This is a genomic window from Fusobacterium perfoetens (assembly GCF_021531595.1).
GTDB lineage: Bacteria > Fusobacteriota > Fusobacteriia > Fusobacteriales > Fusobacteriaceae > Fusobacterium_B.
Genome location: NZ_JADYUD010000001.1, coordinates 1 through 25,130, shown reverse-complemented (window position 1 = coordinate 25,130; position 25,130 = coordinate 1). Strand labels below are relative to the sequence as shown.

At 28.2% G+C, this 25,130-nt stretch carries 26 protein-coding genes; 9 read left to right on the top strand and 17 right to left on the bottom strand.

All coding sequences use genetic code 11. From position 1 onward, the window contains the following. The first annotated feature begins 8 nt into the window (after nt 1–8). The 9 genes from I6E17_RS00130 to I6E17_RS00090 are packed head-to-tail and all read left to right on the top strand — an operon-like array spanning nt 9 to nt 10,559. On the top strand, nt 9–1,736 hold the full coding sequence (locus I6E17_RS00130; protein WP_235234862.1) for an aryl-sulfate sulfotransferase N-terminal domain-containing protein: 1,728 nt from the start codon (nt 9–11) through the stop codon (nt 1,734–1,736). A gap of 14 nt (nt 1,737–1,750) precedes the next feature. Further along, a complete protein-coding gene (locus I6E17_RS00125; protein WP_235234861.1) occupies nt 1,751–3,001 on the top strand; it encodes an exopolysaccharide biosynthesis polyprenyl glycosylphosphotransferase in 1,251 nt (416 codons plus the stop codon). A 2-nt stretch (nt 3,002–3,003) separates the two neighbouring features. Further along, on the top strand, nt 3,004–3,774 hold the full coding sequence (locus I6E17_RS00120) for a glycosyltransferase family A protein (protein WP_235234860.1): 771 nt from the start codon (nt 3,004–3,006) through the stop codon (nt 3,772–3,774). Nucleotides 3,775–3,794: 20 nt separating this feature from the next. Beyond that, a complete protein-coding gene (locus tag I6E17_RS00115) occupies nt 3,795–4,889 on the top strand; it encodes a glycosyltransferase (RefSeq protein WP_235234859.1) in 1,095 nt (364 codons plus the stop codon). A 2-nt stretch (nt 4,890–4,891) separates the two neighbouring features. Then, entirely contained in the window at nt 4,892–6,070 is a 1,179-nt protein-coding gene (locus I6E17_RS00110; RefSeq protein ID WP_235234858.1) for an EpsG family protein, read from the top strand. A gap of 13 nt (nt 6,071–6,083) precedes the next feature. Then, complete coding sequence (locus I6E17_RS00105; RefSeq protein WP_235234857.1) at nt 6,084–7,187, top strand: glycosyltransferase family 4 protein; 1,104 nt, start codon at nt 6,084–6,086, stop codon at nt 7,185–7,187. Further along, a complete protein-coding gene (locus tag I6E17_RS00100; RefSeq protein ID WP_235234856.1) occupies nt 7,184–8,170 on the top strand; it encodes a glycosyltransferase in 987 nt (328 codons plus the stop codon). Before I6E17_RS00105 ends, I6E17_RS00100 begins: the two co-directional genes overlap by 4 nt. Continuing rightward, nucleotides 8,145–9,140, top strand: a complete 996-nt coding sequence (locus I6E17_RS00095; RefSeq protein WP_235234854.1) for a glycosyltransferase family 52 — start codon at nt 8,145–8,147, stop codon at nt 9,138–9,140. Before I6E17_RS00100 ends, I6E17_RS00095 begins: the two co-directional genes overlap by 26 nt. Before the next feature lie 15 nt (nt 9,141–9,155). Then, nucleotides 9,156–10,559, top strand: a complete 1,404-nt coding sequence (locus tag I6E17_RS00090) for a flippase (RefSeq protein ID WP_235234852.1) — start codon at nt 9,156–9,158, stop codon at nt 10,557–10,559. Nucleotides 10,560–10,675: 116 nt separating this feature from the next. Here the strand turns inward: I6E17_RS00090 and rsmD are convergent, their stop codons facing one another. From rsmD to I6E17_RS00005, 17 genes are all read right to left on the bottom strand, one after another. Further along, nucleotides 10,676–11,227, bottom strand: coding sequence for a 16S rRNA (guanine(966)-N(2))-methyltransferase RsmD (rsmD, locus tag I6E17_RS00085; protein ID WP_235234850.1), 552 nt, complete (start codon nt 11,225–11,227; stop codon nt 10,676–10,678). A gap of 8 nt (nt 11,228–11,235) precedes the next feature. Beyond that, entirely contained in the window at nt 11,236–12,267 is a 1,032-nt protein-coding gene (gene queA, locus I6E17_RS00080; protein WP_176829655.1) for a tRNA preQ1(34) S-adenosylmethionine ribosyltransferase-isomerase QueA, read from the bottom strand. A 2-nt stretch (nt 12,268–12,269) separates the two neighbouring features. Continuing rightward, nucleotides 12,270–13,412, bottom strand: a complete 1,143-nt coding sequence (prmC, locus tag I6E17_RS00075; protein ID WP_176829654.1) for a peptide chain release factor N(5)-glutamine methyltransferase — start codon at nt 13,410–13,412, stop codon at nt 12,270–12,272. 4 nt (nt 13,413–13,416) lie between these two features. Further along, the gene (prfA, locus tag I6E17_RS00070) at nt 13,417–14,493 is read right to left on the bottom strand and encodes a peptide chain release factor 1 (protein ID WP_176829653.1); all 1,077 of its coding nucleotides are present in this window, start codon (nt 14,491–14,493) and stop codon (nt 13,417–13,419) included. A gap of 144 nt (nt 14,494–14,637) precedes the next feature. Next, nucleotides 14,638–15,087, bottom strand: coding sequence for a hypothetical protein (locus I6E17_RS00065; protein ID WP_176829652.1), 450 nt, complete (start codon nt 15,085–15,087; stop codon nt 14,638–14,640). 13 nt (nt 15,088–15,100) lie between these two features. Further along, nucleotides 15,101–15,418, bottom strand: coding sequence for a hypothetical protein (locus tag I6E17_RS00060; protein ID WP_176829591.1), 318 nt, complete (start codon nt 15,416–15,418; stop codon nt 15,101–15,103). 4 nt (nt 15,419–15,422) lie between these two features. Beyond that, nucleotides 15,423–15,872 (bottom strand): RNA polymerase sigma factor, encoded by a 450-nt coding sequence (locus tag I6E17_RS00055; RefSeq protein ID WP_176829651.1) that lies wholly within the window; start codon nt 15,870–15,872, stop codon nt 15,423–15,425. Nucleotides 15,873–16,048: 176 nt separating this feature from the next. After that, on the bottom strand, nt 16,049–16,495 hold the full coding sequence (locus I6E17_RS00050) for a hypothetical protein (protein ID WP_235234848.1): 447 nt from the start codon (nt 16,493–16,495) through the stop codon (nt 16,049–16,051). Between the two features lie 2 nt (nt 16,496–16,497). Beyond that, nucleotides 16,498–17,544, bottom strand: a complete 1,047-nt coding sequence (gene ispG / locus I6E17_RS00045) for a flavodoxin-dependent (E)-4-hydroxy-3-methylbut-2-enyl-diphosphate synthase (RefSeq protein ID WP_268825881.1) — start codon at nt 17,542–17,544, stop codon at nt 16,498–16,500. 74 nt (nt 17,545–17,618) lie between these two features. Then, nucleotides 17,619–18,647 carry a PTS transporter subunit IIC gene (locus I6E17_RS00040; RefSeq protein ID WP_176829649.1) on the bottom strand — a complete coding sequence of 343 codons (1,029 nt, stop codon included), beginning with the start codon at nt 18,645–18,647 and terminating at the stop codon, nt 17,619–17,621. A gap of 102 nt (nt 18,648–18,749) precedes the next feature. Further along, entirely contained in the window at nt 18,750–19,829 is a 1,080-nt protein-coding gene (locus I6E17_RS00035) for a peptidoglycan DD-metalloendopeptidase family protein (RefSeq protein ID WP_176829648.1), read from the bottom strand. A gap of 4 nt (nt 19,830–19,833) precedes the next feature. Next, nucleotides 19,834–21,078, bottom strand: coding sequence for a transcription termination factor Rho (rho, locus tag I6E17_RS00030; RefSeq protein WP_176829647.1), 1,245 nt, complete (start codon nt 21,076–21,078; stop codon nt 19,834–19,836). A gap of 16 nt (nt 21,079–21,094) precedes the next feature. Beyond that, nucleotides 21,095–22,411, bottom strand: coding sequence for a tRNA (N6-isopentenyl adenosine(37)-C2)-methylthiotransferase MiaB (gene miaB, locus I6E17_RS00025; RefSeq protein ID WP_176829646.1), 1,317 nt, complete (start codon nt 22,409–22,411; stop codon nt 21,095–21,097). Between the two features lie 84 nt (nt 22,412–22,495). Next, on the bottom strand, nt 22,496–23,152 hold the full coding sequence (locus I6E17_RS00020) for an N-glycosylase/DNA lyase (RefSeq protein ID WP_176829683.1): 657 nt from the start codon (nt 23,150–23,152) through the stop codon (nt 22,496–22,498). A gap of 34 nt (nt 23,153–23,186) precedes the next feature. Then, nucleotides 23,187–24,059, bottom strand: coding sequence for an alpha/beta hydrolase (locus I6E17_RS00015; RefSeq protein WP_176829645.1), 873 nt, complete (start codon nt 24,057–24,059; stop codon nt 23,187–23,189). 221 nt (nt 24,060–24,280) lie between these two features. Then, the gene (locus I6E17_RS00010) at nt 24,281–24,475 is read right to left on the bottom strand and encodes a hypothetical protein (protein WP_176829644.1); all 195 of its coding nucleotides are present in this window, start codon (nt 24,473–24,475) and stop codon (nt 24,281–24,283) included. Nucleotides 24,476–24,477: 2 nt separating this feature from the next. Then, on the bottom strand, nt 24,478–25,053 hold the full coding sequence (locus I6E17_RS00005) for a hypothetical protein (protein ID WP_235234847.1): 576 nt from the start codon (nt 25,051–25,053) through the stop codon (nt 24,478–24,480). Between the last annotated feature and the right edge of the window lie 77 nt (nt 25,054–25,130).

Genomic DNA, 25,130 nt, shown 5'->3' with positions numbered 1-25,130 from the left:
GGGTAAATATGCTTAATAAAAAAGAAAAATCAATTCTCATTTTATCATTTGCAGTTATTGTTCTTGGGGGAATAACTTGCGTAAATAAAAATAAGCTGGCTGATAATGTATCTTCAAGTCATATTTTAAATACAATTTATAAAAAGAATAATCATAAAAAAATTAAAAATGAAATTTATAGAAAAATAAGTGACAAAGACTTCCGTAAAATTATAAACGACCTTTCTTTTGAAAAACTTGAAGTCACAAATGATATTTTAAAAGAAACTGCCCTTGTTTCTGCCTTAAATAGCAACGATAAAAAAGACTTCTTAAAAAATCTTACATCTGAAAATCAAAGCTATGATAAAGCACAGAGCACATATAAAATTTTAAACGGATTTAATGCTCTTGAAACTATTTCTCCAGAATTTTCATCATACATAAAAAATGAATTCGGATATAATAAAGAAAATTTCAATATGAATATTATAAAAGAAATTCCAAATAGTATCATTCAAAAAGATAAACTTGTTAAGCTAACTTTAAATGAAAATCTAAAAAATATCATAAAAAACCTTTCTTATGATAATATTAATAAATTTAGTTCTCTTGTAGAAAAAAATCCATCTCTTGTAAAAATTCTTGAAAAACCTTTTAATTCAGAAGAAAAAGATAGATTTAATCTTAAAAGCCTTGATGAAAAATATTTTGCACAGGAACTTGATTTTGAAAATATGCAGGATATTTATGCAGTAAGCAGAGATATTGCTGCACTTGGAAACTTAGATTCTTCTTTAAAAGATTTTTTCAGAATAAATCTTTCTGACTTTGACTATAATAAAATAGCAAACTATGGTGGACTTTACTTATCTGACAGAAAAAATGAAATAGAAATTAACAAAGAATACACTTCTTATAATTATACTTTTGAAAATCCTTATATTAAACTTAATCCTTACAACAGAACTCCTCTTGGAGCTCTTGTAAATTTCAATACAGAATATAAAGATAATCCTATAAAAGTTACTATAAAAGGAATTGATGGAAATCCTGATTTCAGTTATGTTCTAAATAAAGTTTCAGAACAAGGAATTCCTGTTGTAGGACTTTATCCAAATACAAACAATAAAGTAAATATAAAAATACTTTCTAAAAATAAAAATTCTGTTATTAAAGAGAAAATTCTTTCTATAAAAACTGAAATTCTTGATGAAAGACTTCCTATAGTTGTAATAGAAAAAGATTACGAAGATTTATTCCCAGGAACTCTTGAGCCTGGAATGAACACAGCATCATTCATAACAGAAGAAAAATCTCTTCCTTTCATTTTTGATAATTATGGAAAAATAAGATATGTTTTTAATTGTGATGAAAATATGGGAAGAGTTATACTAAAAAAGGATAAGAATGACAGCTGGATTCTTGATAATGGAAAAACTGTTATAAAAACTGATTCACTTGGAAAAGTAAGCGGAGATAAAATTGAAGTAAAAGAATATAAGGAATTAAAAGTAGATGATGACCTTACAAAAGGATATACTGTAAATCATATTCAATATCTTCCTAAAAAAAATAATCTTCTTATTGTTTATGGATTCAGCAGCACAACATATTCAAGTGCTGTATTTTCTGAAGTTGATAGAGAAACAAGAGAAGAATATTTTAAAGCAAGAATCTATTTTAAGAAAAGTGGAATAGAAGAAAATAATATTATCTTTGGAGAAAGAACAAAAATTTCTCCTAAAAATATATAAGGTGATGATAAAGCATGAATAATAAGAACAGCAGTTTAAAAATTTTATATATATTCCTTCTTGGAGCTGCCTATTTGATACTTAACTATATAGTTCCTATAAGTACAGGAATGCAAATTTATTCAATAGGAGTTTTTATGTTTATATGTCTGGGGCTTTATCTTTCAGACAATATGAAATTTGATATTCCTCATTATAAAATGGATAAATTTTTTGTCACAGTATTTATAAACTTATTTTTCTTTATGATATGGTTTATACTTACATGGGATTTCTGGGTTATTCCTATGTTCTTTATGTTTACAGCTGTACAGATTATAATAAGTATATATCTTATCAGTATAACATTTAAAAAAATTAAAACAACAGTTTATGGTTCAGGAGAAATGAAAAGAAGAGTTCTTTCTTCTCTTATAAGAAAAAAAGAATATGAATTTGTTAACATAGATGATCTTCATAAAATTGAAACATTTGTAAAAGAAAATAAAATTTCTTATGTTATTCTTGCAAAACTTCATTTAACTGAAGAAGAAATTAATACAATTTTAAAAATCAGAATGAATGGTGTTGAAGTAAAAAGTTATTTTGATTATATGCAGGAAGAAACATATAAAATTGATGTGGAACTTATAAATAACGAATGGCTTTTATATGGATATGGTTTCAAAATTCTTCACAGTCCTATTCACAACAGAATCAAAAGAATTTTTGATATTTCAATGGCAGTTGTAATAGGAATTCTTACTTCTCCTATTATGCTTATTGCTGCTCTTATTGTAAAACTTGAAAGTCCAGGTCCTGTTATATACAGTCAGGCAAGAGTTGGAGAACATAATGTAGAATTTAATGTTCATAAATTTAGAAGTATGAGAAACGATGCAGAAAAAGATGGAGCAAAATGGGCAGTTAAAAACGATCCAAGAGTTACAAAATTTGGAAACTTTATGAGAAAAACAAGAATAGATGAACTTCCTCAACTTTTAAATGTTCTTAAAGGAGAGATGAGTTTCATTGGACCAAGACCTGAAAGAATGGTTTTTATAAAAGATTTAGAAAAAGTTATCCCTTATTATAATTTAAGACATCTTGTAAAACCTGGTCTTACTGGATGGGCACAGGTTATGTATCCTTATGGAGCAAGCGTTGAAGATGCAGAAAGAAAATTAGAATATGATTTATATTATATTAAACATCACAGTATAAGTCTTGACATTGCTATTATGTTTATGACGCTTAAAACTGTTGTATTTGGAAAAGGAAGATAATTATGATTACAATTTTTACTCCTGCATATAACAGAAAAAATACTCTGCCAAGATTATATGAAAGTTTAAAAAGGCAAAGGGATAAAGATTTTGAATGGCTTATAGTTGATGATGGTTCAAAAGATGGAACAGATAAACTTATAGAAGATTATAAAAAGGAAAATATCTTAAATATAAGATATTTCTATCAAGAAAATGGCGGAAAGCAAAGAGCTGTAAACAATGGAGTTAAAAAGGCTGAAGGTGATTACTTTTTTATTGTAGACAGTGACGATTATCTTTCAGATGATGCTGTCTCAATGATAAAAAAATATTCTGCCTCTCTTCCTGAACATTTTGGAGGAATGGTTTTCAGAAAAATACCTATTTCTCAAGAAGGAAAAATAACTTTCACTGAAAAATACATTGATTCAAATCCTATTGACATAGTTTTTAAATATAATATTCTTGGTGATAAAGGAGAAATTTTTAAAACAGATATTTTAAGAAAATTTCCTTTTCCTGAAATCTCTGGTGAAAAATTTGTACCTGAAGGTTATATTTGGAATAAAATAGGAAAATATTACAATCTTAGATATATTGACTTTGGAATATATTATTTTGAATATCTTGAAGATGGATACACTAAAAATTTCAAAAGGGACTTAAAAAGAAATCCACAAGGTTTTTGCCTGTATTATAAAGATATGCTTTCATATAATATTCCTATAAGTGCAAAACTTAAATTTCTTTTAAGATATATTCAGACAAAAATATATTGTATTTTTAATTAAACTAAAAAAGGGAGGGATTTATGAAAATACTTCATACTATTACATCTCTTGAGCTTGGAGGTGCAGAAAAACTTTTAACAGAACTTATTCCTGCACAAATTGCTATGGGACATGAAGCTGAACTTCTTATTCTTTGTGATAAAAATGCTGTATTTATGGATAATTTTAAATTAAAAAATATCCCTGTTCATGTTTCTAAATATAATTCAATAAAAACATGGAAAAATATGTTTCAGATAAAAAAATATGCTAAAAAAGGAAAATTTGATGTTGTTCATTCTCATCTGACTCATGCTCAGTACTGGACAAGCCTTGCATCTCGTATAGATTTTGGAAAAAGAATATATATTACAACAGAACACAGTACATCAAATAACAGAAGGCAAAAATTTATATTTAAATTAATTGACAGATTTATATATAAGCCTTATAAAAAAATTATTTCAATTTCTCCTGCTACACAAGAAGAACTTATAAAATGGATAGGAGGAAATAAAAAAAGATTTGAAATTATTGAAAATGGTGTTGACTTAAGCAGATTTTCACAAGGAAATAAAATTGATTTATCTGAATATGGTCTTGATACTGATGATAAAATTATAATTATGATTTCAAGATTTCATAAAGCAAAAGATCAAGATACTGTTATAAAATCTCTTGAATTTCTTCCAAAAATTTATAAATTAGTACTTGTTGGAGATGGAGAAAGAAGAGAGGAACTTGAAAAGTTTACCTCTGAAAAAAATCTTTCCTCAAGAGTTTTCTTTCTTGGAATAAGAAAAGATATTCCTGATCTTTTAAAAACATCATATGTTGCTGTTCAATCATCTATTTTTGAAGGCTTTGGAATAACAGCTCTTGAATCAATGAGTGCAGGAATACCAACTATAGCAACTGATGTTCCAGGACTTTCAGCTATAGTAAAAGGAGGAGGAATCTTATTTCCTGTTGGAGATTATAAAAAACTTGCAAAAATTATTTTCTCTTTAGAGAGAAACGATATGTATAATAAAATAAAAAATTCATGCATTGAAAAAAGTAAAATGTATGATATAAAAATTACTGCTGAAAAATATATTAATCTTTACAGCAGCTTAATTTCTGGAGGCAAATAAAAATGATACCATATATTGAGGTTTTTGGATTTCTTTTTTTTGGAGCATTAGTTGATGTTTTTGGAAAAAATGAAAGAAAAAAGCATATGCTTTTTACATTTTCAATTATTTTACTGATGGGGTTTCTTGGACTGAGAGCTTTTATAGGATGGGACTGGTGGGCTTATTATCCTTCATATAACAATCTTCCAGGTGGATTTAAATACGAACTAGGATATGAACTTTGGAGTTCTTTCATTTATAAAATAGGACTTTCATATCATCATTTTACATTTCTGAATACTATTATTGATATGGGAATTATTGCATATATTTTAAAAAAATATTCAAAATATCCACTTCTTTCATTGTTCCTGTTCCTTGCTATACAGGGGCTTTCTTTTGAAGTTGATCTTTTAAGAAATGCTAAATCTGTTCTTCTTTTTCTGATTTCAATTCAGTTCATAAATAAGAAACAGCCTTTACCTTTCTTTATACTTAATATCATAGGAGCATCTTTTCACATAAGTTCATTGATTTATCTTCCTATGTATTTTATATTAAATAGAAACTATAGTAAGAAATTTATACTTCCTCTTATTATTCTTGGAAATATATATTATCTTGCTGATACAAAAATTTTTATAAAAATTCTTGAATATACAGCTTCAATAGTTCCTGTTGCCATAGGTTCAAGAATAATTAGTTATCTTTCTATAATTCCTGAAAGTTATAAACTTCCTATAGGAACATTATATTTTGAAAGACTTATCACTTTTATATTTGTTTTTATTTTTCTGTACAAAGAAAACAATCAAAAACATATAGAAAAAAATTCTTATGAACTTATAATGGAAAATAGTTTTTATATTTTTTATATTATTTTTCTTTTTACATCTGAATTTTTTATAGCCTCAACAAGAATAGGAATTCTATTTATATATGCAAATTGGTTCTTATGGACATATATAATTGCAGATATTGAAAATAAAAAATTAAAGCTAGCTGTTCTTCTTATAGCATCTCTTATTGCAGGAAACAGAATTTACAATCATTTCAGCTTTGAGGGAAATAAAATTCTATATCGTTATGAAAATATAATTTCAAATCATAAATCTTATGAAGAAAAACTCATTGATTTAGGAAGAGCTGGCAAATTCAGAAATAAGGCTGATGGAAAAGAACTTTTAATTTTATATTAAAAAAAGGAGAATCATGAAAATATTTTTTACAGCAAATGTTTTATGGGACATATATATTTTCAGAGGAGGAGTTATAAAAGCTCTCGTTGAAGAAGGACACGATGTTACTGTGATAGCCCCTTACGAAACAAGAATTGATATTGCAAAGGAACTTGGAGTAAAAGTTATAAATATAAAACTAAATAAGAGAGGAATGAATCCTGTTGAGGATTTAAAACTTCTTGCAGAACTTTATAAAATATATAAGAAAGAAAAGCCTGATATTATTTTTCATTATACAATAAAAGCAAATATTTATGGAACACTTGCTGCACATTTTGCAAAAATAAAATCTGTTGCTGTTCTTACAGGGCTTGGTTATGCTTTTGTAACCAATTCCTTTGTTTCTAAAATTGCAAAATTTCTTTATAAATTATCTCTTCCTTTTGCACAGGAAGTATGCGTCTTAAATGAAGATGATAAAAATCTTCTTGTATCTGAAAAAATAATAAAACCTGAAAAAGTTTTTATTCTTCCTGGAGAAGGAATAAATACAGAAAGATTTTGCCCTATGGAAAAAAGCAGAAATTCAGAAAAAACTATATTTCTTATGATTGCAAGAGCATTCTTTGACAAAGGAGTGAAAGAATATACGGAAGCTGCTGAAAATATAAAAAAATTATATCCTGACACAGAATTTCAGTTTCTTGGTGCTCTTGGGGGAAACAGTGTTTCTGGAATAGATGAAAATCAAATGAAATCTTTTGTTGATAAAGGTATTTTAAATTATTTAGGAACAGTAAACGATGTAAGAGAAGTTATAAAAAATGCAGACTGTATTGTTCTTCCTTCATATCGTGAAGGTATTTCAAGAACTCTTCTTGAAGGAGCTGCAATGGAAAAACCTCTTATTGCTTCAAATGTTACTGGATGTAAAGAAATAATAGTTGATGGGGTTTCAGGATTCCTTGCAGAACCTAAAAATTCTCAAGATTTAACTGAAAAAATAAAAAAATTTCTTATACTTTCAAATGAAGAAAGAATTTCTTTTGGAAAAGCTGGAAGAAAACATATAATTAATAATTTTGATGAAAAAATAATAATTGATATTTATAAAAATAGGTGGTGCAATTTATGATAAGTATTATTGTTCCTATATATAATGTTGAAACATATCTTAAAGAATGTCTTGATTCTCTTTATAAACTTAATATTCCTCATATGGAAATAATCCTTATTGATGACGGCTCTACAGATAAAAGTTATTCCATTGCCGAAGAGTATGCCAAAAAATATCCTGAAAAAACTCTTCTTATCAAAAAGGAAAATGGAGGGCTTTCTTCTGTAAGAAATCTTGGAATAAAAAAAGCTTCTCAAAAATACATTGCTTTCATAGACAGTGATGATTTCATTGATGAAAAAGTCTTTGAAACTCTTCTTTACAAAGGAGCAGAAAAGGATTTAGATGTTATTGTTGGAAACCTTATGTACTATAAAGATGGAAAAAGAGGAGAACCTCTTTTCCGTTCAGAACTTATTAAAAATTGTGGAGCTGTAAGCGGAATTGAATTTTTCTCTAATACTTTTGAAAAACCTAAATGTTTCAGAGAAGAAGTTGTGGCAAGTTTTTATAAAAAAGAATTTCTTATAAAAAATAATCTTTATTTTACAGAAGGAATTCTTCACGAAGATAGTGAATTTACTCCTAAAGTATATTTAAAAGCAGAAAAAATACAATACTTTGATTGCCCATTTTATTTTTATAGACAGCGATCTGGAAGTATTATGAGTAAGGTTACAGAAAAAAGTAATACTTCTCTTGAAAAGATTTGTTATTCACTTTACGAAGAATATAAAAACTGTAATTCTCAAAAAGGAAAAACTGTCCTTTCAAAACTTATCATAAGTTATTACAAAGTAATTCTTTACAGAGCATATCATAAAAAAGAAAATACTGCTCAAAAACAAAAAACATACAGATGGTTTTTTAAAAATCTTTCAGGATTTAAAAATAAGCTTCCTGAAGAAACACTTCTTTATTTTTCAGCAGGTCTTGCAAATTCTGTAAGAAAGATACTAAAAGGAGAAATAACAAATGAACAAAAGCAACCTGAAATTTAAAAATATTTGTATTACTGATAGTCTTTACTCTCTTCTTATTTTTATGCTTATAAATAAGAATTCCATTTCAGAAACATTTTTTGTTTTTGGAAATTCAATAAATATAAATAAAGAAATTTTTAAAGATAACTCCATTGTCCTTAACAAAGAAAATGCTTCTTCAAAATTTGACAGCATGAAAAAAAGAATTAAGATGTATTCTTTTATAAAAAAACTTGTAAATGAAAAAAATCTTCAAGGACTTACTGTTTATGGAGGAGACCATCTTACAGGAGCAGGATATTTTATTAAAAATCATAAATTTCATGTTATTGAAGATGGAATTATAAATTATTATTCTATGCCAGAAGTTGATAAACAGATAAAAAGAGAAAGTTTTCTTTTAAAAATATTTAAATATGGTACTTATCTTTATTATCCTTTTGGCTTTAGTAAAAATGTAACAAAAATATATCTTACAAAACACAGTGAAAATATTCCTGAAAAGCTTAAAAATAAAATTCAGGTAGTTTCTCTTAAAAATTTATGGGACTCTTCTTCTGAAGATAAAAAAGCTGAAATTCTTCATGTTTTTGGACTTCAAAAATCTCTTTTAAAAGAACTATCAGAAAAAGAAAATATTCTTCTTACTCAGCCTTTTTCAGAAGATCAAGTTGTTACTGAAGAAGAAAAAATTGAAATTTATAAAAATATTATGAAAAATTATAATGAAGAAAAAACTGTTATAAAAACTCATCCTAGAGAAAAAACTTCTTACAGAGATATTTTTCCAAAAGCTGTAATCCTTGACAAGCCTTTTCCTTTTGAGTTATTTTCTCTTATGGATACTAACTTTAAAAACGCTATAACTGTTTTTTCTACAAGTGTTATGAATCTTGGAGACAATGTAAATATTGATTTTTATGGTTCAAAAATAAATGAAAAAATATTTAAAAAATTTGGAGATATAAAACTTGAAAATTTTAAATAATTTGGAGATTTTAAAATGTTAAAGAAAATTTTTTCAAACAATCTTATTAAAAATGGAGCTTACTATACATTAGGAACTTTTATACTTCAAGGTATAAATTTTCTTACACTCCCTCTTTATACAAGAATTCTTACAACAAGAGATTTCGGAATAACATCTCTTTATACTGCATGGCAGGCTGTTGTTGTAATTTTTTTATGTCTTCAGACATTCAGTACAATACAAAATGCAAAAGTAACTTATGAAGATGAAGAATACAGAGAATATAACTCTAATATTGTAGTTCTCTCTTTTGTAAGTTTTGCTGTATTTGCTGTTGTTATTATGATTTTTTCAAAACAGCTTTCACATTTTTCAGGACTTTCTGTTAATCTTATTTTTCTCATGCTATTACACTCTTTCTTTACCTTAGGTGTAACTTTTAAAAATACAATTTTAAGGTTTGACGGAAAAGCTGAAAAACAACTTTTTATTTCTATGTTTTATACTGTACTTAATGTAGGTCTTTCTCTTTTTTTTATAACTTCAGTTCCTTCAATTGAAAAAGCTACTGGAAAAATTCTTGGTGCTGTTGTTCCTTCTGTTATTCTTGGAGGATATTTTTATCTTGAAATAATTATGAAAAGAAGACCTACATTTAAAAAAGATCATTTTATCTTTTGTCTTACTCTTGGGCTTCCTCTTATACTTCATAATCTTTCACATATTGTTCTTACAAGTTCTGACAGAATGATGATAGAAAGATTTATTGGTCTTGAAGAAACAGGAATTTATGGTTTCACTTATACAATAGGTACTATCTTAAGTACTGCTGCAGGAGCATTTGGAAGTGCATGGGTTCCCTGGTACTTTCAAAAACTAAAATCTGAAAGCCATGAAGAAATAAAAATCTATAGTAAAAATTATCTTAACTTTTTCACTCTTGTCACAATGGGATTTATTTTTATTTCTCCTGAAATAGTAAGGTTTATGGGTTCTCCTGATTACTGGGCAGGAAAATATTTTCTTCCATGGATAATTTTTGGTTGTTATTTTATATTCCTATATAGTTTTCCTGTAAATTATGAGTTTTATGTAAAAAAAACAAACTATATTGCTCTTGGAACATCTTTTTCTGCTGTAATAAATCTTGTGCTTAATTATATTTTTATTCCAAAATACAGCAGTTTTGGAGCTGCTCTTACAACTCTTGCTTCATATTTTTTCTTGTTTATTTTCCATGAAATCATAACAAGAAAAAAATTAAATTATAAACTATTTTCACCTATTGAATATTTATACAGAATAGGAATTATAACAGTTTCTTGTTTTTTATATATAAAAATAGTTGATATCATCTGGATAAGATATATTATTATTTTTAGTTTAGGAGTTATCTTTTTGGCAGGACTTTTCAAAATAATAAAAAATAAAAAATAGGACTGTTACATTTTCTAATTTATAAAAATAAAATTTTAGAATATTGAAATATTTTCATAAAATAAAATTTTATTTTTATAGATTTGCAACAGTCCTATTTTTTATATTACTTTAAATTATTCTTTTGTGAAAAATGATATAGCCTTTTTTCCATAAAGTCTTCTATCTGAAAACTTAAATCCTTCTACATCTTCTATCAAATCCTCAAATACATGATGCTCACATATTATAAGCCCTCCGTTAGCAAGTATATCAGCTTCTCTTATAGCTTTCATTACTCCTCTGCAAAGTTCTTCTTTATAAGGTGGATCCATGAAAATTATATCAAATTTTTCATTTTTTCTTCCAAGAATTTGAACAGCTCTTACTGCATCATTTTTATATGCTCTGCATCTATTTTCAAATCCAAGAGTATTTATATTTTCTATAATAATTCTAAGTGCTTCAGGATCTTTTTCTATCATAACAGCTCTTCTTGCTCCTCTGCTCAAAGCTTCAAGAGCAATATTTCCTGTTCCACTGAAAAGGTCTAAAAAATTACAGTCCTCAATATAAGGAGATATAATAGAAAAAAGAGATTCTTTTATATTGGCAAGAGTAGGTCTTGTATCCATACCTTTTCTGCTTTTTAATTTTCTGCTTTTTGCTTCTCCAGCTATTATTTTCATTCTGCCTCCTAATAAATAAACATTGCATCTCCAAAACTAAAGAAATGATATTTCTTCTCAACAGCTTCTTTATATACTTTCAGCATAAATTCTCTGTTTGAAAATGCTGACACAAGCATAAGAAGTGTAGATTTTGGAAGATGAAAGTTTGTTATAAGTGCATCTATTATTTTAAATTTGTATCCAGGATATATAAATATATCTGTTGAAGAATTTTCTTCTAAAAGTGTTCCATCATCTTTTGCCGCAGATTCCAAAGCTCTTACAGTTGTAGTTCCTACAGCAACTATTCTTCTCCCCTCTTTTTTGGCTCTGTTTATAATTTCACAAGCCTCTTTAGGAATTTCAAATCTTTCTTCATGCATTTTATGATTAAGAACATCTTCTGTCTGAACAGGTCTGAATGTTCCAAGCCCTACTTCAAGAAAAATATCTACAATAGTTATTCCTTTGTCCTCTATTTTCTTTAGAAGTTCTTTTGTAAAATGAAGTCCTGCTGTAGGTGCTGCTACAGATTCTCCTCTTATTGCATATACAGTCTGGTATCTGCTTTGATCTTCAAGAGCTTCCACTATATATGGAGGGAGAGGCATTTTTCCAAGATGATCCAAAACTTCTTCAAAAATTCCATCAAATGAAAATTTTATAATTCTGTTTCCATCTTCTTTAATTTCTATAAGCTCTCCTATAAGCTCATCGTTATTTCCTATATATACTTTCTGACCTATTTTTAATTTTTTAGCATGCCCTACAAGACATTCCCAGGTATTAAGATTTATTCTTTTAAGAAGAAGCACTTCCAACACTGCCCCTGTTTCCTTCCTTCCAAAAAGTCTGGCAGGAATTACTTTAGTTGAATTTCTTACAAGAACATCTCCCTCTTTAAGATAATCTATAATATCATAAAAATATTTATCTTCTGTAGTTTCTGAAGTCTTATTTACAGCCATAAGTCTTGAGTGATCTCTTGGTTCTGCTGGATGTTGTCCTATAAGTTCTTCAGGAAGATTATAGTCATAATCTATAAGTTTTGTAGACATTTTTATATTTCCTCTTTTCTTCCAATAATTACTCTTTCAATTCCTCCGTAGTCAGCTACTCTTCCTACAATTTGAAATCCATTTTTTTCCATAAGCCTTGCTACAGTTTCACCTTGATTGTAGCCAACTTCAAAAGCTAAATATCCTCCATTTTTTAAATAATCAATACTTTCTTCAGATATTTTTCTATAAAAATAATATCCATCCCCTCCATCTGTAAGAGCCATTTTCGGCTCATATTCTTTAACTTCAGGCATAAGTTCTTCATATTCTTCCATAGGAATATAAGGAGGATTTGAAACTATTAAATCATAATTTTTCTCTTTTACATGCTGAAATACATCTGATTTTAAAAATTTCAAATTTTCTACATTATTAAGTTCCCTGTTTTCCACAGCTACTTTAAGAGCATCATCACTTATGTCAAGTCCTAAAACTTCACTTCCATGAATTTCTTTAGCCAGAGCAATACTTATAGCTCCACTTCCAGTACCTATATCTAAAATTTTAGGATTTTCTTTTTCTTTCATCAAATGAATACATTGCTCTACAAGTATTTCAGTATCCTGTCTTGGAATAAGAACTCCTCCATTAACCTTTATTGGATAACCATAAAATTCCCATTCTTTAACAATATACTGTAATGGTTCTCTGTATTTCCCTCTTCTCATTATATACTGTCTGATAAGATTTTTTTTCTCTTCATCTATTTCATCATTAAAATTTAACATAAGAGAAACTCTTTTTACTCCAAGTACATAAGCGAAAATATATTCAGCATCAAGTCTTGCATTCTCTACATTATATTTTTTCAGATATTGAATGCTTTTTGAAAGAAGTCCTATATTTTCTTCTTTAAAACTTTTTTTAACAAGAATTTTTTCCTCTTGATTTAATTTTAAAGAACTTTCTTTTTCTTTAATAATCTCATCAAAACCTTTTCTTTTTCTTGCCATTTCTCTTAAAAAACTTTTTATTTTATCCTTTTCCCAACTTTCTAGTTCCATTTCAAAATTTGAATATAACTCTATTCTTTCTATTCCTAAAATATAACTTATTACTTTTTCACTTTCTAGTCTGGGTTTTGAAAAGGAGTATTTTTCCAAATACTCCTTTGAAAATTCTATTATTTCTAAAAGCCTCATTAGATTACTCCGCTATGCTTTTTAATTTTTCAGCCTGATCAAATGTTGTAAGAGCATCTATCATCTCTTCAAGATCTCCATCAAGGAAAGCTTCAAGTTGATATACAGTATATTTTATTCTATGATCTGTAATTCTTCCTTGCGGGAAATTATATGTTCTTATTTTTTCAGATCTTGCTCCACTTCCTACTTGAAGTTTTCTTTCACTTTCAACTTGTGATCTTTGTTTTTCACATTCTATTTCATATAATTTTGAAAGTAAGTGTTTCATTGCTTTTTCTCTATTTTTAAGCTGTGATCTTTCATCTTGACATTGTACAACAATACCTGTAGGAAGGTGTGTAATTCTTACTGCAGAGTCAGTCATGTTAACATGCTGTCCTCCTGCTCCTCCAGATCTGTATGTATCTATTTTAAGTTCTGATGGATTGATTGAGTTAATTTGTTCAACTTCATCAACTTCTGGAAGAACTGCTACTGTTGCTGTAGAAGTATGAATTCTTCCTGCTGCTTCTGTAGCAGGAACTCTTTGTACTCTATGAACTCCAGATTCATATTTAAGTTTTGAATATGCTCCCTGTCCTCCAATAGAGAATACAACTTCTTTGATTCCTCCAATACCTATTTCTTGAAGCTCTATTACTTCAACTTTCCATCTGTGTCTTTCAGCATATCTTACATACATTCTGTAAAGATCTCCTGCAAAAAGAGCAGCTTCGTCTCCTCCTGCTCCTCCTCTTATTTCAATGATAACATTTCTATCATCGTTAGGATCTTTTGGAAGAAGAAGAATTCTAAGTTCATCTTCAAGCCCTGGAAGTTTTTCTTCTATCTCTTTCATTTCTTCCTGCATCATTTCTTTCATTTCAGAATCTTTTTCTGATTTTATATTTTCTTTTATAAATTCTAAATCATCCACAAGAGCTTTATACTCGTTATATTTCTCAACAAGCGGTGTAATTTCATTTAATGCTTTATTGTATTCAATCATTTTTTTTGTGTCGCTTGCCACTTCAATAGTTCCTAAAAGATGTGTAAGCTCTTCATGTCTTTTTACAACTTCATCTAATTTTCCGAACAATTATTTCAACTCCTTATACCTATAATTTAACTTATAAATTATATCATACTCTCAAAGCAATTACAATATTTACTCTATTTTTGTCTAAATTTATACTTTACAAAAAAACAGCCGTATCTACTTTCGGCTGTTTTTATTTCTAAATTATTTCCCAGCAGGATTAGTTCTTATGCTTCCACTTTTATTTTCTCTCGCTGCTTCTATTCTTTTTATAGCTATATCTCTTGCTTTTAAATATTGCTCTTGATTAATATATTTCTGTGCCTCATATTGAGATTTTATTCTTTCTTTAAGAATATCAGCTTCTATTCTTCCTATTTCATCTGTAAGTTCTTCTATCTTGCTCCAGTTTTTTTCAACTCCCTCAAGAATGCATTTATTAATCTCAAGTTCCTTGCTTCTTCTGTCTAAGATAAGATAGTCATATCTATTTTTAGAATTTTTTATGATTTCTTTCGCTTTTATAACATTTTCTTTTGGAACTCCAACCTGAGCAAAATCTTTATCTGTTATAACTCCAAGACTTTCTGTCTCACCTGCCATAACAGCACTTCCTAAAAGCAGTCCACAAATTATAGTATATATCTTTCTCATGTTTCTTCCTCCATTATACCTGCATGTTCATTACAAAGTATTCATCTGTTTTTAACTCTTCTTTCTCCTGTTCAATAGAGTTCTTACTGAAGAAATTATCTATAGCTTCCATACTGCTTTTAAATCCTTTTTCATTTGCTTCTGCAGCAATGCTTCTTACTTGTTCAAAATCCTGTACATTTCCAGCTGGAACAAAATTATATATTGAACCTGCAAATATTCCTATTACAAAAACTGATACAGAAAGATAAGATTTTCTTTTATTTTTTCTTTTTTCCTCTTCCAGTAATGCTTTATATACATTCACTCTGACTCTTTCCTTCGGTGACATATGCCTAATCCTCCTCCAAATTCTTTAGTGCTTTATAGTATATTGACTTTATCGTAGATATATTCCTGTCTTTTAATTTAGAAATCTCTCTTAATTTGTAACCATAAACATCTTTTAATACTACTATTTCTCTTTCTTCTTTGCTGAGTTTTTTTAGATTTTCCTCAACTATCATACTTCCGTTAAGGTCTTCATTGTCAGCTATATTTAAAATCTCCTCATTCAATTCCAAGTCTATTTTCTTCTTTCTGAAGAAGTCATAAGTTTTATTGATAGCTATCCTATATATCCATGTATATATTTTACTATCAGCCCGAAATTTATGAAGATTTTTATAAACACTTATAAATACTTCCTGAGCAATATCTTCTGCATCTTCCGGATTCTTTACTGAACTGAGGATTTTGTAATATACTCTGTCGAAATACTCGTCGTAGATCTCATCAAAATCCATAATCTCCCCTTTATACAGTTTCCTGTAAAACTGTAATATTTATTTTTTATACTCTATTTGACCTAAAATTTTCAAAAAAAGTTAAAATTTTTTAAAAAATATTAAGATTTTTTAACATTTTCACATAAAACTTTTATTTTTCAGATAATTTTTTATGAACAAATAAATTTTATATTTTATTTAAATCCTCTTCCAACTTGAAAATTAAGTTTACATTTTCTTCCTTCTATGTTAATAACTTTATCTTCATTCATTATAATTCTTTTTACAAACTGATAGCTTCTATCTTCAGGAGGATCAAATTCATCTTCATCACTTCCTCTTGAACCTGACATCATTACTGATATTCTATATTTTTCAATATTATCATATCTAAACCAATATTTTCCTTCCTTTACAAAATATGGAACTCCTGGTTCTATTTGTACATTGTCAAGATACACATTCTTTGTATATTGCTTTTCATAATTTACCATAAACATATATCTTCCTTCACCTGTATTTACAAGGCTTATTTCTTCTGTTGATTTTTGAGGCAAAAGAGCATCTAAAGCTGAACAACCAATAAAAAATACTGAAATTAAAATACAAAAAAGATATTTGATTTTATTTATTTTTATCATAATCAATCCTCCTCTATCATAGCTCTCAATTCAGTTATTATATCTTCCTCTTTCACTTTTTTTATTATTTTTCCTTTTTTGAAAAGAAGTCCTTCTCCTTTTCCTCCTGCAACACCATAATCAGCTTCCTTTGCTTCTCCAGGTCCATTTACTACACATCCCATAACAGCAATTTTTATATTTTTTTCCATACTACTAAATTCTTTTTCTACTTTTTTTGCTAAACTTATAAGATCTATTTCTGTTCTTCCACATGTTGGACATGAAATAATTTCCACTCCCTTTCTCATTCCAAGAACTTTTAATATTTCTTTTGCAACTTTTATTTCTTCAACTGGATTTTCTGTAAGTGATACTCTTATTGTATCTCCTATTCCATCAACTAAAAGGCTTCCTATTCCAATAGCTGATTTTACTGTTCCTTGAAAAGCTGTTCCTGCTTCAGTTACACCAAGATGAAGAGGATAATCAATAAGATCTGCTATTTTTCTATAAGCCTCAACCATCATTTGTACATTACTTGCTTTAAGTGAAATAATTATATTATGAAAATCAAATTTTTCAAGAAGACCTACATGATACATAGCACTTTCAACCATTCCTTCTGCAGTAGGTTTTCCATATTTATCAAGAATTTTCTTTTCTATAGAACCTGAATTCACCCCAATTCTTATAGGTACATTATATTCTTTAGCTTTTTCTACAACAGCTCTTACTTTTTCTTCATCACCTATATTTCCTGGATTTATTCTTAATTTATCAATTCCATTTTCTATAGCTTTAAGAGCAAGTTTATAGTCAAAATGAATATCTGCTACAAGAGGTATATGAATTCCTTTCTTTATCTCTTTTATAGCTTCAGCTGCCTCCTCATTATTAACAGTAACTCTTACAAGTTCACATCCCTCTGCTTCAAGATCTAATATTTGTTTTACTGTAGCCTTAACATCTTTTGTAAAAGTATTTGTCATTGACTGAATAATTACAGGATTATCTCCTCCCATACATATATTCCCTATTTTTATTTCTCTGCTTTTTCTTTTTTCCATAATTACTTTCTCCACAAATAATTTTTATGTTTTTTATTTTTTCGCTGTCTTATAAAAATTTCCTTTTTACTATTTTAAAGATTTAATTTCAAATCTCCATCTTTTATATAACCTTTTTTTCTCATTATTTTAGCAATAACTAAAGTAACTATTGCTGGAAGTATAAAATGAAGAAGAATTATAAGAACATATACTGAAATTCCCTCTCTGCCTCCATCTCCCATAACAGATACTGTAGCAATCTGCCCTACAAATCCACAAGTTCCCATACCTGCACCAATAGGACTATTTTCCATTTTAAAAACAACTGTTGCAAGAGGCCCTATAATTGCTGAAGCAAGTGTAGGTGGAATCCATATCTTAGGATTTTTAACAATATTTCCCATTTGCAGCATTGAAGTTCCTATTCCTTGTGCAAAAAGTCCTCCCCAGCCATTTTCTTTAAAACTCATCACAGCAAAACCTACCATTTGACAACAGCATCCAACTGTTGCAGCTCCAGCTGCCAAACCACTTAATCCCAGCATCATACATAAAGCTGCACTGCTTATTGGAAGAGTAAGAACAACACCCACTATAACAGAGACTATTATTCCCATATAAAATGGCTGCATTTCTGTAGCATGCATTACAAGTTCTCCAAAAGCCCACATAACTTTTGCAACAGTAGGTCCTACAAGTCCTCCTGCAAGCATTCCCACAATTATAGTTACACTTGGAGTAAGAATTATGTCTATCTTTGTTTCTTTTGATATAATTTTTCCTGTTTCAACTCCTGCAACTGTAGCTATTAAAGCTCCTACAGGCCCTCCTGCAGCATTTCCTGCCGCTCCTGTTATTGTAGCTGCAAATAAAACAAGAGGAGGAGCTTTAAGTGCCATTGCTATAGCAACTCCTATTGCAGATCCTGTCATACTCATTGCCATAGGAGCAACTGTATCTGTAAGATAAGCTATGTGAAACTTTCCTCCAACACTTTTTAAAATAGTACCTACAAGAAGAGAAGCAAAAAGCCCCATTGCCATATTGCTTAAAGCTCCTATAAGATATCTTTCTGTACTTATGACTACATCTTTTTTTCTTAAAAATTCTTTTATTCTCATTTCTCTCTCCCAATTTTTTAAAAAGCAATAATTAAAGAAATAGTAAGATATAAAATTCTAATAAAAAATTTTATATCTTACTTCTATCCATTCTTTATTTTATTATCTGTCCAATATTTTCATTGGATTTAATGTCTTTCCATTTTTTCTTATTTCAAAATGAAGATGTGGCCCTGTTACTCTTCCTGTCATTCCACTTTGGGCTATATTATCTCCCTGTTTTACTTTTTGCCCTCTCTTAACATATATTTTATTAAGATGAGCATATCTTGTTTCATAACCATTTGCGTGAGTAATTTTTATAATTTTTCCATATCCACTTTGTGTTCCAGCAAAAGTTACTGTTCCTCCTCTTGAGGCATAAACAGGAATATATTTTGCTCTTAAATCAACACCAGCATGAGAGATATATCTTTTAAGTACAGGATGGAATCTGTTTCCATAAGGACTTGAAACTCCTGTATAAGTTATTGGCATTTTAAATCCACTTCCAAGAGGAGCAAGTTCTGTTACAATTTCTATATCAGGATCTTTTAAAAATATTTCCTGACCTATTGTAAGCTCATCACTTTCAAGTTGATTATAGCTTCTTATATCTTCAACATTAACTTTATATTTATAAGCGATTTTATAAAGTGTGTCTCCATTTTTTACTTTATAAAAAATTCCATTTATTGAAGCAATATCTATTATCTGCCCTATTCTTATATTTGCTGTAAGTTCAGGGTTATTCATTTTTATTATTGCTATCTTTTGGTTAAATTTACTTGAAATTCCTGAAAGAGTGTCTCCTGAAACTACTTTATAAGGTATTCTTTCAGGTTTTTTAAGAATTATTCCACTATCTTCTATGCTTCCTAAAATTTTTTTATTTTCAAGATCATAGATTTTACTGGCTGTATAATAGTTACTGCTAAGAATAGAGTATCCTCCATTTTCTTCAGCAGTTTCTTCATAATAATCAATAAATTTTTCTGTATTTGTTATTTCATCACTGAAAGGTCTTAAAGTAACATTTATAATACCAAAACCTGTAATTCCTAAAAATGCTAAAAGAATTACAAATCCAAGATGTTTGGCTTTTATTATTCCCAAAATTCCTGTTATTATTCTGGCAAAGAAAATTAATATATCTATAAACTTTTCTGCAATAAAAACAAATATATCAATACACTTTCTCATGCTTTTAATCCTTCGCCTCCATTAAACCGAAGCTTTTAACCAATGCATCATTGCTTTTTGTTGAAGCAATTTTATCAATCAACTGTTTAGCTGCTGTGGCTTTATCAAGCTGAGAAAGATATCTTCTTATCTCCCATACAAGTTTTAATTTTTTCTGACTTATAAGCAATTCTTCTTTTCTTGTTCCTGATTTTTGAATATCTATTGCAGGATATATTCTAAGCTGAGCAAGTCCCCTGTCAAGATGAATTTCCATGTTTCCTGTTCCCTTAAATTCTTCATAGATAATATCATCCATTTTACTTCCTGTATCTATAAGAGCTGTAGCTATTATAGTAAGACTTCCTCCACCTCTTATATTTCTTGCTGAACCAAAAAATTTCTTAGGATAGTAAAGTGCAGTAGGATCAATTCCTCCTGATATAAGTTTTCCACTTGAAGGAACTACTATATTATAAGCTCTTGCAAGCCTTGTAAGAGAATCCATAAGGATAACAACATTTTCTCCATCTTCAAGTTTTCTTTTAGCTTTATCAAGAATATCTTCTGTTACTTTTATATGATTTTTAGGATCTTCATCAAAAGTAGATGAATATACTTCAGCTCCTGTAACATTCTCTTTTATATCTGTAACTTCTTCTGGTCTTTCATCTATAAGAAGAATCCATACCTCTACATCTTTATGTTTAGCTATTATTGAATTTGCTATACTGCTTATAAGAACAGTTTTTCCAGCTTTCGGCGGTGCAACTATAAGAGCTCTCTGTCCTTTTCCTATAGGAGCTATTAAATCTATTATTCTTCCTGAAATATCTTTAGGACCTGTTTCCAGTTCTAATATTTCATCAGGATAAGCTGGTATAAGTTCATCAAAAGGTATTCTCTCCTCTGCTTTTTCAATACTTCCTCCATTTACAAGAAGAACTTTTCTCATAGCATAATTTTTTTCTGTACCTACAGGCTCCCTTACTTCCCCAAATACTCTGTCTTGAGATCTAAGTTTAAATTTTCTTATCTGAGATGCTGAAAGATAAATATCTTTTTCTACAGAAGTTTCTCTTAAAAAACCATATCCATCAGCCATAATATCAAGAACTCCATCTGCAAGAATAAAACCTTCTGTCTTCTCCATATGTTCTTCTATTATTTTTATTATTTCAGATTTCTTTTTTGTATTTCCCAAATCAATCTCAAGCTGTTTTGCTATTTCTGTTAATTCTTTAAGTAAAAATTTTTCTAATTCTATCATTGGCCCTCCAAACAGCCTAATCTGCCATCAACTCACCATAAAGTGTCCATGTTTTACACTCGTTTATTTTAACATTTACAAATTGTCCTTCAAGAGATTTGTCTCCTTTGAAAAGAACTATTTTATTTGTTGAAGTTCTGCTTGAAAGCATATCTTTATTTTTTTTGCTTGGTCCCTCTACAAGCACTCTTTCAATTTTCCCTTCATAGTCCATACTTAACTTTTTAGAAATACTGTTCTGTAAAGACATCAATCTGTGAAGTCTATCTTTTTTAACTTCGTCATCAATTTGTCCTTCCATAACAGCAGCTTTTGTTCCTTTTCTTATTGAGTACATAAACATAAATGATGTTTCAAATCCTACTTTTTCAACAACATCTAAAGTATCAATAAAATCTTCTTCCGTTTCCTGAGGAAATCCTACTATTATATCTGCTGTAAGAGATACTCCAGGAATTCTTTCTTTTATTTTTTCTGCAAGTGCAATATATTGCTCTTTTGAATATCCTCTGTTCATTAATTTTAAAACTCTTGTAGATCCAGATTGAAGAGGTAAATGAAGAGATCTTGCAATTTTTGGATTTCTTGCAATTACATCTATTACATCATCTGTAAAATCTCTCGGATGTGGAGATACAAATCTTATTATAAAATCTCCTTCTATATCACAAATATTTTGAAGAAGATTTGCAAAAGTTTCCTCTTCTGATAATCCTTTACCATATGAGTTTACATTTTGACCTAAAAGAATTATTTCTTTATAACCTTTTTTTACAAGTTCTCTTGCTTCTTCCACAAGTTCTGCCATAGGAACAGAACGCTCTCTTCCTCTTACATAAGGGACTATACAATATGTACAGAAATTATTACATCCATATGTTATTGCAATAGATGCTGTTTTCTTTGATTCAAAATCTGCATCTATTCTTGGAGGAAGTTCATCTTCATAATCTGTAAGAACAACATGCTTTGCACTTCTGTTCTCTATATCTTCTATAGCCTCAGGAATTCTTCCTATATTTTGATTTCCCATTACAATATCAATATAATTAAATTTCTTTATTAGTTCCTGTCCTTGTTCTTGAGCAAAACATCCTGTTACAACTATTTTTGTTCCACGCTGTTCCCTTACTCTTTTAATCTCTCCCAATTTTCCATAAATCTGAGTGGCAGCCCCTTCTCTTACAGTACATGTATTAAGAAAAGCTATATCTGTTTCCTCTATATTATCAGTAAGTTCATATCCTAAATTTTCAAGAATTTTTTTTATTTTTGCACTTTCATTAACATTCATTTGGCAACCATAAGTAATTACAGTAGCTTTTTTTGTCATTGTTCCTCCTAAAATCTTTGCTGCTTTTTACATTTTTAACCTTAAAATTATATCACGGCAGCAGGGTATTTATCAAATAAAAATCTATTTAAAAATCTCTCCTGCTTCAAGATACCAAAGTAAAAGATCAAAAGAAGCCATTGGAATACCTGTATCCTTACAGTATTCTTTCATTTTATTTTCTATTTCCAAATAGATTTTTTTTGTCAATGTTTTAGGAATCTCATCAATCACCTGAAGTCTTACCAGATTTTTTAAAATATGTCTGTCAAGTATTGCTATTTCATCTCCAAAACCTACATTCCTTAAAAAATGTCCAGCTTCTTTCCAAGCCATTCCTTTTATATTTTCTACAATCCATTCTCTTTTTTCATTTACTGTCTTCATTTTTAAAAAGAAATCTTTTGTTATAATTTTTCCATTTTCATCTGTCATTTGATTTCTAAGTTCTACAAGATATTTTGCCTTATTATTTTTAAATCTTACTATATTTAAATATTCAGAAAGTTCTTCTGCACTTCCTGTAAAAAGCACTCCATCATTTCTCATAGTTGTTATTGCTTTCCATGCATTTCTTGCTTTAGATTGAGGAGTTAAAATACAAAATGAAAGCTCAGCATGAATATCTTCATTTGAACCATTTTTCCATATCTCTCTGTATTCTTCAAGCCTTTTATCAATATCATTTTTTATTTCTTTATATTTCTTTTCTATTTCATAAAAATATTCATTTTTCATTATAAAATTTTCCCTTTCCAATTTAAAAATCACTTTTTTAAAATCTTTCTTTTACCCATTCTGTTATTGTTTCACTAAGCTCTTTTTCTGTTTTTATGTATCTATGTGTTCCGTCTGGAATAACTTTTCCTGTAAAATCAGGACATTTCAATGCTCTTTCTTTTAAAATTTTAAAATCTTCTTCAATAGAATTTACAATAACACTATCTTTTTCTCCTACAACCATTAAGATAGGTTTATTTATCTTTTGAAATACTCCAAAATCCTCTGGATTTTCCACCAAAGGAAAAACATCTGCAATACTTCCCTTTCTTAAATTAATCATTGTTCTTGAACTTATTGGAAAAACTCCAAGTATCTTCTTTATAAGGATTCTTTTAGCTCTTCCACTTCCTATATTTTTGTCTGCTTCCAAAAACATTTTTTCATACTGACCTGAACGAGCTATAAGCCCTGCACTGTCTGGGGCAGAAACAAATATAAAACCATGTATTCCTGCAAATCCTTTTTTAGATACATAATAAAGATTTTTAAGACATCCAAAACTATGACCAGCTAAAATTATTTTTGAATATCCTAATTTTCTTGCCTCATCAAGCCAAAGTTCAACATCATAAATAGCTTCTCCAAAATTCTCAAAAGTTGATCCTATTATTTTTTCACTTGTTTTTTTTGTTCTTGGATCTCTTTTTATTATGTTATTAATAACACCATATCCTCTGTTATGACCAAAAATAAAACCGTAACCATTATTTGAAAGCTTTTCTCCAAGTACATGTGCGAATGTATTTTCCAAAAGGTTATCAAACATGCCATGAGTAAAAACAACACATGTATCTTTCCCATTTCCTTCCCAATAACAACCTAAAAGATTTAATCCGTCTTTCGTATATCTATGTAACAATTTCATATTTTTGTACCTCCTATTTTTAAGCCCAAAAATAACCTTACATCTACATTATATACCAAAATCTATAATTATTCATGTTTATATTTTTAAAATACAACTTTTTTTATTTTATTTTTATTTGTTTAATATAAATTTTATTTTTCATTAATAATCGTTTTATATATCTTTATAAAAAGAAAACTGGCACATGTTATTTTATGTACCAGCCACTTATTTTTATTTTATTTATCTAAAATACGACAATTTTTATATTCATTTTTACTGCTTACTCTATATGTACAAGTTCCTGTAAGTTTTTTACATTTTATAGATACATAACCATCATAATCTATTCCTATAGCATGTTCACATTCTAAAACAGGAAATTTTTCTTTATATTCATTTTTTTCCTGTGAAGTTATAATATATTTTTCCAAAGTTACTTCTCCTCTTTAATTTCTCTTAAAATATCTATTACAGGTTTTTTAATAACAGCTAAGAACATTCCAGCAAATAATCCAAAAATTATTCCTATTGCTATAATTAAACCACTTTTCAATCCTGAATCCTTAAACTTAATTTCTTTCAATTCTAAATTAAAAATGTTATTACAATTTTCAGATAAACTTTTCATACTTTTTAAATCTGAATATAATACTATTAATTTATTTTTATTTTCTTCAAATTTTATATATAAAACTGGGTTTATTAAAGATATATTTTCTGATACATCATTTGAAGATAAATTTAAATTATATGTTTTTATTATATTTTTTAACTGTTCATTTATATTTTCTGCTTCTTTATTTAATAAAGAAAGTTCTTTTTGAATTTTATTAATTCTTTTATTGATATTTTCACTTAAAATTTTATCAATATTTTCATTTAATAAATCTATTTTTCCTCTTATTTCTTTTTCTTTTTCAACTAAATTTTTTTCTTTTGTTTTCTCTTCAAAGCAATAAAATTTATTTTGATTTTCTTTTATCTGTATCATATTTTTATTTTGTATCATATTTTTATCTATTTTTTTAAATTTAAAATATTATTTAATAAAAGATAATCATTTATTTCTTTATTACTAATAAAACC